9 protein-coding genes are annotated in these 13,308 nt (G+C 40.5%); 5 read left to right on the top strand and 4 right to left on the bottom strand.

Translation table 11 applies throughout. The features are described from left to right. Positions 1 to 155 precede the first annotated feature (155 nt). On the top strand, positions 156 to 1,295 hold the full coding sequence (locus A9239_RS16065) for a hypothetical protein (protein WP_048154978.1): 1,140 nt from the start codon (positions 156 to 158) through the stop codon (positions 1,293 to 1,295). Positions 1,296 to 1,533: 238 nt separating this feature from the next. Here the strand turns inward: A9239_RS16065 and A9239_RS16070 are convergent, their stop codons facing one another. After that, positions 1,534 to 2,718 (bottom strand): DUF2117 family protein, encoded by a 1,185-nt coding sequence (locus A9239_RS16070; protein WP_048156852.1) that lies wholly within the window; start codon positions 2,716 to 2,718, stop codon positions 1,534 to 1,536. 364 nt (positions 2,719 to 3,082) lie between these two features. On the opposite strand from A9239_RS16070, the gene A9239_RS16075 reads away from it, so the two are divergent. Beyond that, positions 3,083 to 3,775, top strand: coding sequence for a metal-dependent hydrolase (locus tag A9239_RS16075; RefSeq protein ID WP_048154976.1), 693 nt, complete (start codon positions 3,083 to 3,085; stop codon positions 3,773 to 3,775). 198 nt (positions 3,776 to 3,973) lie between these two features. On the opposite strand, the gene cooS is transcribed toward A9239_RS16075, so the two are convergent. Further along, positions 3,974 to 5,878 carry an anaerobic carbon-monoxide dehydrogenase catalytic subunit gene (gene cooS, locus A9239_RS16080; RefSeq protein ID WP_048154973.1) on the bottom strand — a complete coding sequence of 635 codons (1,905 nt, stop codon included), beginning with the start codon at positions 5,876 to 5,878 and terminating at the stop codon, positions 3,974 to 3,976. Positions 5,879 to 6,470: 592 nt separating this feature from the next. Here cooS and larA (A9239_RS16085) point away from each other — a divergent pair. The 3 genes from larA (A9239_RS16085) to larA (A9239_RS16095) all read left to right on the top strand — a co-directional run bounded on the left by larA (A9239_RS16085) (position 6,471) and on the right by larA (A9239_RS16095) (position 10,671). Further along, complete coding sequence (gene larA / locus A9239_RS16085) at positions 6,471 to 7,733, top strand: nickel-dependent lactate racemase (RefSeq protein WP_048119069.1); 1,263 nt, start codon at positions 6,471 to 6,473, stop codon at positions 7,731 to 7,733. Positions 7,734 to 7,985: 252 nt separating this feature from the next. Continuing rightward, positions 7,986 to 9,248, top strand: coding sequence for a nickel-dependent lactate racemase (gene larA, locus A9239_RS16090; RefSeq protein WP_048119072.1), 1,263 nt, complete (start codon positions 7,986 to 7,988; stop codon positions 9,246 to 9,248). A 163-nt stretch (positions 9,249 to 9,411) separates the two neighbouring features. Continuing rightward, complete coding sequence (gene larA, locus A9239_RS16095; RefSeq protein WP_048119074.1) at positions 9,412 to 10,671, top strand: nickel-dependent lactate racemase; 1,260 nt, start codon at positions 9,412 to 9,414, stop codon at positions 10,669 to 10,671. 170 nt (positions 10,672 to 10,841) lie between these two features. Here the strand turns inward: larA (A9239_RS16095) and A9239_RS16100 are convergent, their stop codons facing one another. Next, positions 10,842 to 12,503, bottom strand: coding sequence for a sodium:solute symporter (locus A9239_RS16100; RefSeq protein ID WP_048119076.1), 1,662 nt, complete (start codon positions 12,501 to 12,503; stop codon positions 10,842 to 10,844). A 110-nt stretch (positions 12,504 to 12,613) separates the two neighbouring features. Beyond that, positions 12,614 to 12,775, bottom strand: coding sequence for a symporter small accessory protein (locus A9239_RS20985; RefSeq protein WP_196297318.1), 162 nt, complete (start codon positions 12,773 to 12,775; stop codon positions 12,614 to 12,616). Positions 12,776 to 13,308: the final 533 nt, after the last annotated feature.

A 13,308-nucleotide genomic window follows, 5' to 3' on the forward strand; every position in this document is an offset into this window, starting at 1 on the left:
CACTAAATAATAAATATGTCAGCGGCGTTCAAATAATAGGGTATTTAAGTGATCTTCATCAAATTATAAAAATAAATTCAGTTGGATCACTAATAATTGATTGTTGGGTAAGAATAAATCCAGATATATTTATCTCAATTCGAAAAAATAAATCATTGTGGGAATTAGTTCCAGGCAAATTCCAAAATATCATTGATTTCGCAATATCTTGTGGAAATGAAAAATTCATTCAAGAACTATATGACGAGTTATTTTCTAATCTCCCCAATGTAGATATTGGAAAAATCGATACATTTTTAAGAATTATTGGAACTAACCCAGTTGAGTTTAGAGATTCTTGTATAATACAGCTTATAGAAAAAGGAAACTCCGATATTCGAAAATTAGTTGTTGACTTTCTGTATTTTATTTATGGCCCAAAAAATGAATTCAATTTTATCGTTTCATATCTGCAATTGATAATCAGAACAGAACCAAATTTTGACGCTGTTTTACCCCAGAATATATTTTTTCAAATTGGTAATATCAAAAAATATGAAAATATAGTTGATGCTGGCCTATTAAGGAGTTTTAAAAGAGATTTGATTGAAAAATTAAAGTGTACCTCTAAATTAGATTGGTACGCAAATGAACTGTTAGATTATTCTTTTAGCGACATTGATACTGTAATTTCATTTTTAGAAACTCGCATTTTTGATCAAAAAAAGATTGGCTACTACTCAACATATCAAGGAATTCCACATGACGGATTAGAGTCAATTGGTAATCATATTTATTCATTAGATGATTATGATAAGTTATTGGATAGTCTTTTACTTTGGAATCAAGACGACAATTATCTTGTAGGAAAGTCAATTAATTTTGTAATGGATTCAGTTATAGGTATTCGAAACAGTTCCTCCAATAAATTATATGCAGAAGAATATATAATGCATAAACTCGAAAGAGGAGACTTTTATTCCGCTGTTGCGGTATCTGAATATTTACCATTCGAAGAAGCAACGATAGAAACACTGATAAATTTAGCAAAAAATGCAACTACTCCAGATAAAATTGAAAAGATTAGAACCGCTTTTCTTAGTCACGTTTCATGTGGAAGAGAAGGTATAGTATCAATAGGTGGGAATATACCACCGATATTAGTAGCGAAAAAAAATTTATTCCAAAAAATGTATAATGCGTTCAAACCGGGGAAGTTAAGAATAATTATCAGCGAGTGCATTGAAGAAATAAATGCTAAAATTAATAAATATTCAAAAGAAGAATATGAATTTTTAAATGAAAAAAGATATTAACACAAGTGAGTTCATTTTAAAACTTCACTTTCTACTTCATTTCAATTTACTGTTTAATTTCAGTCGAATACCCCGCAACTTGCTGTGATGTGAGCTAATGAAACTTTGATTGGTCCATTTGAGTGCGCGAAGAAAGTGAAACGGACAGGTTACTCCCAAGGCACAATTAGGGAGATGCAACTCGTGCGGGTTAGAATCAGTATCAGGAACCAGCCAATGAGTTCTTATTCTTTTATTATCAGTATTCAAAAACAGCTTCAATCAAGGGCTCTGCAAGTTTCAGCACATCTTCTTTAAAAGCATACACATCCTCTAAAACCGCAGAATTTTCTCCACCTAGCAGTTTCTGCTTCAGTTTTTTACCCAGAATATCGTCATTTCCCGCTGCCAGCCTGAGCACAATAGAACCTGGAAAAATGGCCGTTTGGCAAGCAAGCCTGTCACAATCTCCGTCCGTGATCCCTAAAATTGGGATTCCAAGCCTGAAGAGAATGTCGCCTGCTATTGTTGTGGTGTCATCTCCCACGGTAACTACAAGTTCAGCATCGACAGCCAGCTCAAAAGTATCTTCCGCAGCATGGTCTATAAGTACGACTCTTCCTGCGGCTGGCCTGGAAGAAAAACCAGAATTCTGGCCGCGAACGTTTAGTTTCCGGCCTTGCAGGGGAGAGAAATTGCTTCTTCTCAGGTCGCCACTTTTTACCCAGGCTTTTGCAAGGTCAACAGGGTCTCTTTTTTCATAATTATGAAGTTTTTCGAGCCCATGTTCTTTTATTTCTCCCCCTTCGATTGCGACAATAAAGCCGTTTTCTGAGATTATGCTTACTTTGGAAGAAAAGGCTTTTCCAATCACGGTTCCGTTTACCAGAATATTTTCTCCGGGAAAAACGCCTGAAAGCTTGCGTATAACCTGGATTTTGCCTGTTCCCGGACACTTTTCTACAAGAACAGAATTTTGAACTCTCGAACTTTGAAGGGACAAAGGACTTTCCATAGGAAGCCTCAGGATTTCAGAAAGCTTCTCAAGATATTCTCCATATTCTCCGGCTTTTTTATTAAGAGGTATCAGAATTCCATCGGTACTTTCCGGGCTTTCGATCTGGATAATAGGTTTTATTTCCGGCTCTCTAAGCCGGACAGCAACCATTTTTCCAAACACCTTCCCGGTTTCAATAGTTTTTCCACGGTTCAGGAGACATACAAGGTCTGAGGTTTCGAAAAGCGATTCAATGCAGGCACTTGGCTTCTGGTGCTGACTTATATTTATAATGTTTTCAAGTCCGGCATCCAGGATAGCTACTTTTCCCATTGTTCCGCCAAGCCTCGCCTCGACTTTGCCCACACAGGAAAGCTTGTCAAAAACTCTTTTAGCCTCTCCCGAATCAATAACTTCGGGACCATGTATTACCAGACCGATTTTCATTTTCACTCCGTTTGACAGAAGAAGCATATTAACATGATCCTCAGTACAACTCTTTATTTTTCCTTTGTCTTTGCTTTATCTTTTATTCTCTATTGTTAATATTTCATGACCAGCCAAGAATTATCGAAAATTAAATTATTGATAGCGAAAATATTGATGACTAAATTACTTGATAGTTAAGTTACTTACTGATAGCTAAATTACTCACTGATAGCTAAATTACTTACTAATAGCTAAATTACTCACTGATAGCTAAATTACTCACTGATAGCTAAATTACTTACTAATAGCTAAATTACGGACAACTTAATTCCGTAGTTACATATTATTATTTTTGTATAAGTAATGATTTTGAGGCAAAAAGATGGCTGGCGTAAAGATTACCTGGCTCGGACATTCGGCTTTTTTGTTCGAAGCTGAAAAGAAATTGTTGATCGACCCTTTTATTTCAGGGAACCCACTGGCTCCGTGCATCCCTGAAGAACTGAACCCTGATATAATAGCCGTAACTCACGGGCACCGCGATCACCTTGGAGATACGATCGAAATCGGAAAACGAACCGGATGCCGGATAATCTCTGTTCATGAGGTTGCGAACTATATAAAATCGAAAGGAGTTTTTGCAGAAGGCATGGGCAAGGGCGGTACAGTAAACGTAGAGGGGATAAAGCTAACCATGACCGAAGCGCTCCATTCCTCCTCAATTGATGCCTCAGGTTTTAGTTTCGATGGTGGTTCCCCGGCAGGTTTCATTATACAAATCAACGGACATTCCATCTACCACGCCGGAGACACTGGAGTTTTCGGGGACATGAAGCTCATAGGTGAACTCTATGAACCTGAACTGGCTCTCCTACCCATAGGCGACAAGTTTACAATGGGCATAAAAGAAGCTACAAAAGCCGTAGAACTAATTCAGCCTAAAACTGTAATTCCTATGCACTATAGCACATTTGACGTAATAAAACAGGACCCTAAAGAGTTTAAAAGAGCAGTTGAGGCAAAAATCGATACAAAAGTCATTATCATGAAACCCGGAGAATCTATAGATCTTTGATTTAAGCCTTGATTTAAGCTTTGATTTATCAGGTTCGGATCTATCCTGTTTAAATATGAAATGTAAAAGAGAGTAGATAAATTCGAATTTTTCGGCTCTCTTCTTATTAGATCTCTTCTTATCAGAAATCTGTTATTATCTGGTTTTCAGATTCCAGGCTTAGATCCCAGACTTAGATCCCAAGCTTAGATCTCAGACTTAGATTCCAAGATTTTTTCTCTTTTCCATAATGTGTTGTTCTATCCCATCAACGGCTTTTACTGCATCTTTTTCCACATTCATGACCCCGCCTGTAACTTTCCGACAGTCTTCTGTAAGCAGTTTGACCAGATTCGGGGCGCCTGTGACTGTCGGGACCGGGTTCACATAAGTATAGAGCCCGAGGGCCAGAGCAAAGATAGCATCTATTGTGGCTTTCTGTTCCATATACTCAGGTGCTGCGGCAGCAACAGGAAGGTCAGGAATTGGAACTCCTCCGAGGGCTCTGGAGATAGCTCCAAGAAGATCAGCAAGCCTGCCTGTATCAGTACAGGTCCCAAAGCTTAGCACTGGTGGGATGCCCAGGGCTTTGCATACGGCTTTTAGGCTGTCTCCTGCAAATTCTCTGGCTTCAGGGGTACAGAGGCCTGCCACTTGCATAGCTCCGTTCCCGCAACCAAGAGACAGAACAAGGATATTTCTTTTGATAAGCTCTTTTACCACAGCAACGCTGTATACATCCTGACCGTAGTCCCTCAAGGTAGTACAGGATACCATCCCCACAATTCCTTTAATTGCTCCGTTTTTTATAGCATCAAGGAGAGGGGCAAAGCTGCCTCCAAGCGCTGCAAGGATGCTCTCGTTTGAAAAGCCTACCACAGATTCTTTCATAGGGAGCTTCGAAACGGATTCTATCGAGCTTTTTCGTTTTTTGAAATTTTCAATCGCCATATCCAGAAGTTGTGCTGCCTGCTTTTCGGCTTCGGTGGGATTATAGTTCAGGCGTTCCCCGATGCCTTCGAAGGCTACGAGTTCACTTACAGGCATGAGTTTAAAATTGTATTTTTCGGCATAAAGGGGAGCAACAGGAAGAGAACAGTTCATATCTGCTGCAAAGAGATCCACGCTTCCGCTTGCAAACACCGCTTCCTGGGAAATCCAGTTGCCTGTAAATCCGTAGAAAGCATTGTCTTCCTCCCATCTCTGGATCATTTCCTGCCCTGTTTCAATGCTAGCAATAACCCTCAGTCCCTTTGCTCCTGCAGTTTTTGCTTTTTCCTGCCATTCCGGTTTTCGGGCAAGCTGGACCATGGCAAAGCCGATAAATGGTTCGTGCCCATTAGGGAGCACGTTCACGTACTCAGGATCAAGCACGCCAAGGTCTACTCTCATATTGTGGGGTCTGGGAATTCCAAAAAGGATGTCCTGGCAATATTCGTTTACAATCTGGCTCTGGTATCCCATTGCAATTCCCAGACGCATGGCTTTTAAGGCCAGGCTAGCATAATACCCATCCACATTTGTCAGGCAGGAGCTTGTGGAAAGCATCATCTCCCCGTAGATTCCACCTGGAAATATATCCAGTGCTCTCCACTTTTCTTTTCTTTCGGGAGGAGCAAGGAACTCAACAATCCGGCTTGGTTCGTAGGCAGGTCTGTTAAACTCCTTTTCTACAAACTCACAAAGGCGAAGAGCAATTTCTGAGTCCGATCCTTCGGTTTTGAGCCCCAGCCGGCTTGCAAACGTCCTTAACTTTTCAGGTTCCATTATTGTATAAGGAGTGTTGCCTCTGGCAGTTTCCCTCAAAGTCCTGATGGTCTGATCCGTATGATAGTGGTAAGTAGAAGCTCCCATCACATTTCTGAGAAGCATCATCCGCATTGCCATACCATCGGCAGTGATTCCGCATACTCCTCTTTTGTCTTTTGCAGCATCCGAACGGCATGGCCCGTTGGAACACAGGTCGCAGCGCACTCCTCCCATACAGAAAGTACATCTTTTGTCTGGATTTCCTCCCAGACCCTGGGCTTCGTAACGGTCCCAGACATTCGTCATCCCGTCTTTTTTTATCCGCTCATACATATTCAGAACGGATTCGTGATAAGAAATTCTTTCTTTGTCCATTTAATCTCCCCCACAACGAATTTCCTTTTCCTGCCTCCTCTGAAGCACCAAAAAAATTCTTTTCGGTACTTATGCGTCTGAATGTTTTTTTAAATAAATTAACAGTGGTATGCAGGTTTGTAATGACTTTAATTTTTAATTATCAATCAATCTTCCTATTATAAAACCAGTTCTGAACTCTTATTTATGTGCAAATAAGATCGGTTCTGAAACGAGCTCAATAAATATAAATAAAAGTGTCTCTTGCGGAGTTTTAAAATCGCATGTAAATTATGGCAGGAAATGAAGCACTGCAAATGTTACACTGCAAATGTTACACTGCAAATGCTGCACTACAAATGCTGCACTACAAATGCTACACTGCAAATGCTACACTGCAAATGCTACACTGCAAACGTTACCGGAAATTTAATTGAACCTTCTGGAAAAAATAAGTGGAAACAAAATATAACATAAAAAACCATTGCAATATCATAAACTAATTATAATATAAAAGTCCTATAGATGTCGGTTCGAATTCTTTTTAGAATTTAATTTTTTATTGTTTACCTATATGATTTTATATAATTAATACTATGACATCGGAATGATCATGACTACGAATGTAAAAACGATTCCACTTGCGTTTGGAAGCGGGATTTTAAAGCTTGATATCCCTGAGAAAAACATTTCCAGTATTATCTTGCCTTCGGAATTAGAAATAAAGGAAGAAGGGGCTTCCCTAATTAAAAAGGCGCTTGAAAATCCCATTAAAAGCAAAAGGCTTTCTGAGATTGTAAACCCTGATTCGAGAATTGCAATTATCGTAAGCGATGTTACACGGCCAACTCCTACTGCAAAAATTCTTCCTCCTCTACTTGAAGAGCTTTATCTTGGAGGAGCAAAAAACGAGAATATCACTATTGTTTTTGCCCTTGGACTTCATCGTTTACAAACTGAAGAAGAGTGCTGCCAGCTTGTAGGGAAAGAGATCTTTGAAAAAATAAGATGTATCCAGCACGACAGGAAAAGGTGCAAGCATCTCGGGGAGACAAGTTTCGGAACACCTGTAGAGGTTTTTGAAGAAGTAGTAGACTCCGACGTTATCATAAGCACAGGAACGCTGGAATTTCATTATTATGCAGGATATGGAGGAGGAGGGAAGTCCATCCTTCCAGGAGTAAGTTCGGAAAAATCCATTCTCTCATTCCATAGCTTTTATAGCAAACTCTTTGAAGGAGACCCTCTCTCAGGCAGAACCGACAGTCCGGCAAGAAAGAACATAGAGGAAGCTGCAAGGATTACAGGCCTTGACTTTATCCTGAATGTTGTACTTGACAGCAAAAAAGAGATAGTTGATGCCGTTGCAGGCGATTTAGTCGGAGCCCACAGGAAAGGGACAGAGTATGTCGATGCTATGTATAAAGTACCTGTAGAGCCTGCGGATGCTGTAGTTGTTTCCTGCGGTGGTTTTCCAAAGGATATCAATCTTTACCAGGCAACAAAATCACTTGAAAACGCTACCTCTGCCGTAAAAAAAGGAGGTTCAATTATCCTTGTAGCCGAATGTGCCGAGGGAATAGGAAACAAAGTTTATGAGTGCTGGAACAGGGAATGCAGGGCTCCTGAAGATGCAGTCAAACGTTTCAAGAACCATTGTGAGTTCGGTGGGCACAAAGCTGCTATTGTAGGGAGAACTGCAAAAGAATTCAAACTGTATTTGGTATCAAAACTTCCAGAGACGGAAAGTAGAAATGCGTTCTTTATACCGACAAAAAGCATAGATGAAGCGCTTGAGAAGGTTCTTTCAGAAAATCCTGATGCTAAAATCCATGTTATGCCAAATGGTGGGTGGACTTTGACTGTAAAGCAATAAAAATGTACTATAGATAAAAAGACGAAGGTTTAAGTTGCCGTTAAAATTACTTCTTCCTTAAAATTACTTCTTCCTTAAAATTACCTCCTTAAAATTACCTCCTTAAAATTACTTCCTCCTTAAAATTACCCTCTCCTTGAAAATTACCTTTTCATTTAAAACTACCTTCTCGTTCTTTTTATACTTGTTTACCCTTATTATTGTAAAATAATAAAAAGAAAAATAATATCAAGATAAAACATCGGCATAAACATGACTGCAAACATAAAAAAAATATCACTTGCTTTTGGAAGTACGGGAATTGAGTTTGAAATTCCTGAAAGAAATCTTGCCAGTGCTATTTTGCCTTCGGAGTTTGAAATTAAGGAAGACAGAGCTTCCCTTATTAAAAAAGCGCTTGAAAATCCCATTAAAAGCCGAAGGCTTTCTGAGATTGTAAACCCTGATTCAAAGGTTGCAATCATAGTTAGTGATGTTACTCGGCCAACTCCTACTGCAAAACTTCTTCCTCCTCTACTTGATGAGCTTTATCTTGGAGGGGTAAAAGATGAAAATATTACTATTGTTTTTGCCCTCGGGCTCCATCGAAACCAGACAGAAGAAGAATCCCGAAAACTGGTTGGAGAAGAAGTCTACAAAAAAATTCGCTGCATCCAGCATGACAGGAAAAGGTGCAGGCATCTAGGAGAGACAAGTTTCGGAACGCCTGTAGAAGTCTTTGAAGAAGTAGCAGACTCCGACGTTATCATAAGCACAGGAACCCTGGAATTTCATTATTATGCGGGATACAGTGGAGGAGGGAAATCTGTTCTTCCGGGAGTCAGTTCGGAAAAATCGATTCTTTCTTATCATAGTTTTTATAGCAAACTCTTTGAAGGAGACCCTCTCTCAGGCAGAACCGACAGTCCGGCACGACAAAATATAGAGGAAGCTGCAAGGATTGCGGGCCTTAACTTTATCCTTAATGTCGTGCTTAACAGCAAAAAAGAGATAGTTGATGCCGTTGCTGGAGATTTCATCGAAGCTCACAGACAAGGAGTAGAAGTTGTTGATTCCATGTACAAGGTGCCTGTAGAACCTGCGGATGCAGCAATTGTCTCGTGCGGAGGTTTTCCAAAAGACATTAACCTTTTCCAGGCGACAAAATCCCTTGAAAATGCAGTTTTTGCTGTAAAAAAAGGAGGAGTAATAGTGCTTGTGGCTGAATGTACTGAAGGGATCGGGAATAAGGTATATGAGCGCTGGAGTACAGAATGCAAAACTCCCGATGAGGCGATACAGAAATTCAGAAAATGTTTTGAATTTGGGGGACACAAAGCTGCCACTGTTGGGAGGGCTGCAAAAACCTTCAAACTTTATCTTGTCTCTAAACTTCCGGACACTGAAAGCAGAAATACTTTCTTTACTCCTGTAAAAAGCGTCGAAGAAGCACTTGAAAAGATTTTTTCAGAAAACCCTGACGCTAAAGTCCATGTTATGCCCAATGGCGGGTGGACTCTGCCCATAATGAAATAAAAAGACAGCTATAAAGACAACTATAAGAAAACGGCTATAAGTAGATGGCTATAAGTAGATGGCTATAAGAAGACGGCTATAAAAGACAGATATGAAATGATAGCTGTAAAAGAAGACAATTATAAAAGCAAATATAGAAAAAAGGTCAAGTGAAGTGCCAAATATGATTGAAAACACAAAAACAATATCATTAGCTTTTGGAAGCACGGCACTTGAGCTGGATATCCCGGAAAGAAACGTATCCAGCATTATTTTGCCTTCAGAGCCTGAAAAAAAGGAAGATCCAACTTATTTAATTAAAAAAGCTCTTGAAAATCCCATAAAAAGCAAAAGGATTTCTGAGATTGTAAACCCTGATTCGAAGGTTGCAATTATAGTTAGTGACGTTACTCGGCCAACTCCTACTGCAAAGCTTCTTCCTTCTCTGCTTGAAGAGCTTTACCTTGGAGGGATAAAGGACGAAAATATTACTATTGTCTTTGCTCTCGGGCTTCATCGAAACCAGACTGAAGAGGAATCCCGAAAACTGGTTGGAGAAGAAGTCTACAAAAAAATTCGTTGCATTCAGCATGATACCGGCAGGTGCAGACGCATTGGCATAACTTCCCGTGGAACCCCGATTGAGGTCTTTGAAGACATTATGGATGCCGATGTTGTTATAGGGACCGGAAGCATTGAATTCCATTATTATGCAGGATACAGTGGAGGGGCAAAGTCCATACTGCCTGGTGTAAGCTCGAAAGAAACAGTTATTACAAACCATAAAATGATGATCGATGAAAAAGCTGTTTCCGGAAGGGTTGATGGGCCTGTCAGGCAGGACATGGAAGAAGCCGCAAAAATATTCGGCCTTGATTTTATCCTGAATGTGGTGCTTGACAGTAAAAAAAAGATAGTTGCTGCCGTTGCCGGGGACTTTATCGAGGCTCACAGGAAAGGCGTGGAAGTTGTGGATTCCATGTATAAAGTGTCTGTGGAGCCTGCTGATGCGGTAATTGTTTCCTGCGGAGGCTTTCCTAAAGATATCAATCTCTTCCAGGCAAATAAGGCGCTTGACAATGCAACTCAGGCTGTGAAAGCGGGAGGTTCCATCATTCTTGTAGCCGAATGTGCCGAAGGGATAGGAAACCAGGTCTACGAATGCTGGAACAGAGAGTGTCGAAGCCCAGACGACGCGATTGAGCGTTTCAAAAAATGTTTTGAATTCGGGGGGCACAAGACGGCAATCATTGCAAAAACTTCAAAAAGATTTAAGCTTTATCTGGTTTCAAAACTTTCAGACGAGCAAACAAGAAATGCATTCTTTACTCCTATGGTAAGTGTAGAGGAGGCCTTGTCTGCAGTGCTATCGGAAAATCCTGACGCAAAAATTCACCTTATGCCTCATGGAGGGCAGACCCTACCTGTTAGAAAAGAAAATTGAGAACTTCCTAGAATAAGCAGGAAATAAGGGAGCAAAACTAAAAAATAAACTGAAATAAACTGCGAAACTAAAAAATAAACTGCAATACTGAAATAAACTGTGAAACTAAAAAAATAAACTGCAATACTGAAATAAACTGTGAAACTGAAATGAATTGGGGAGATGCAGGCTTAAACGCCTGCCGAATCCGCTGCACTGTGTGACGTTGCTTCAGATGCTTCTTCTTCATCTTCAAGCCTGAGCCTGAAAGCCTTCTTGAGGAACTCCGGAGATAACCTGGGTGTCATAAGGCTTACTACAATCAGGACAAGGAAGGACAGTGGAGTTGCGATCATGATAGGATCTACAAGGGGCCAGGTGCCTGTAAGTAAAGTTTCTTTTCCAAAAATTGCCTGGCAGATTCCTAGAGGCACTGCTTCTGTTGCATGGACAAAGACCAGCCAGAAAAGGCTGCTTATTGATCCTATAACAAGGCTTGCAGTTGCTCCGGCTTTTGTTGTGCGTTTCCAGAACAGCGCTCCAATGTAGAGGGGAAGGAAAGCGGATGTGCACAGTCCCATGAACATGGCAGTAGCTCTTGCGATAATACTTCCAGGAAGAACGTAAGCCAGAATAACTGCTACTACGATGGTAAAGGCAATTCCTATTTTTGTAACATGAACCGTGCTTGAACTTGACTTGCCTTTCATAAGGCCGTTCTGATAAAAGTCGTACCCTATGGCTGTACCCATGGTGTGGAACTGGGCAGCTGCGGTAGACATTGCTGCCGAAAGCAGACTTAGCATGAAGATTGCCACAAACAGCGCGGGCATTGCGTGATTCAGGTATGCGGGAATTATAAGGTCAGTGTTTCCACCCGGGACAACCTGAGTGGCGATCATTCCTGTAGTCCTGTAAAAGTATACGTTGGAAAGAGCTCCTACAACATATGCAACTCCTGCCATCATAAGAAGGAAGGGACCTCCCACGGCAACTGCTCTTTTCAGGGAACGGTCATCTTTTACAGTCATGAACCTGACTGCAAGCTGTGGCTGTGCAAGTGCTCCTATCCCTACTCCCATTACGATTGTGGAAACCATTGTCCACCAGATAGAGGAATTGAAAGCTGGCATTGCAGTCCAACCCCTGTGCCCCTGGTCAACAAGCGCCTGAGGCACAAGGTTTGCCATATTGGTAAGGGCCTGGTGGGCTTCTACAACTCCTCCCAATTTACTGTAGGTATATACCAGCAAAAAGGTCATTCCTATCAGCATGATAGTGGCCTGCATTGCATCCACATACATTACTGAGAGGAGTCCGCCTTTAATCACATAAAAAGCAATGATGACGATAAAGATCAAAAGAGCGACATTATAGTTTATCCCAAGCGTGGTTTCAAGAAATCGGCCTGCTCCTATAATCACGCTTGCAGCATAAAGAGGCATGAAAACCGCGATAAGAAGCCCGGAAAATGCTTGAATAAATCTTGATTGGAAACGTTTTCCTATTAATTCAGGGTAAGTAATGGCTCCAAGGTTTAGCCCCATGCGCCTGGTTCCTGGGCCAAAAATCACGAAGGCGATGAAAATTCCGAAAAAGATATTCATGAAAACAAGCCATAGAAGCCCCATTCCGAGAGAAGCGGCTACTCCTCCGAACCCTATAATTGCAGAAGTGCTGATGAACGCAGCTCCGTAGGAGAGAGCCATAATTGCCGGGGGTACACGTCGGCCTGCAAGCATATACCCATCATCGGTCTGGGAATTTTTCTTATACCCCAGCCGAGCAACGTAGAAAGTGCACGTAAAGTAAATAATGACGAGGAGGATTAGAGTTGAAGTACTGACTGCCATAAAAATTACTCCAGAATAGTTTCGACTACTGTTTTTTCTCAGGTATTACCAAAAAGGTCTGATTGAAGTGAGCTCTTTAGAGAAATCTCTAAAGTAAACCCCTCATTAGTTTACTGGTCTTGAGTCACCTGTTTCTGAGTACTGCTCTTTACTACCTGTTCTTCTTTCTCCTCTTTCCAGTTCAATACTCCATAAACCATGCATCCGAGTGCACTAAATATACAAGCAAGATATGCAAGCCAAATTTGCGGATCATTTATTCCTAATACCATATACAATAACCTTCCTGGAGAATATCCTGACAATAGTTAACGTGATACTTGTTAGCACTGTACATTAACCTTTTTGTTATTTAAATATATTGAGTAAGGTAAAACTCCAGCAGAATGTAACGAAGTGAATTCTGAAAACTAAATAAACAATTTTATGCATTTTCGTCACAGATCCAATTGGATTATGAGATCTTTAACTTAATTCCAAAATCTAGAGGGACTTTTATATGCAGATTATTAAAAGCCAGCCTGATTTCCTTATTTCTTTGTTCTAGAATCTAATCTGTTGTTCTGGAATCTAATTTATTGTTCTGAAACCCAATATGTTGCTCTGTAATCCAATATTTTATACTCTCGTGCAGACGTTTTATCATGACAGGTTTGTTATGAGTATGATATTACTTCTTAGCACGTATCCGCAAAATGATCTCATTGAAAACAAACCGGTTTGTTCCAGAACATATTTTCCTACCGGTGCAGGTGAAACTGTCTTTCTGCAGATGTCCTCTTAACATGAATAATTTTCTTGCTAT

This window comes from Methanosarcina sp. A14 (assembly GCF_001729375.1).
In the GTDB taxonomy this organism is placed as follows: Archaea; Halobacteriota; Methanosarcinia; order Methanosarcinales; family Methanosarcinaceae; genus Methanosarcina; species Methanosarcina barkeri.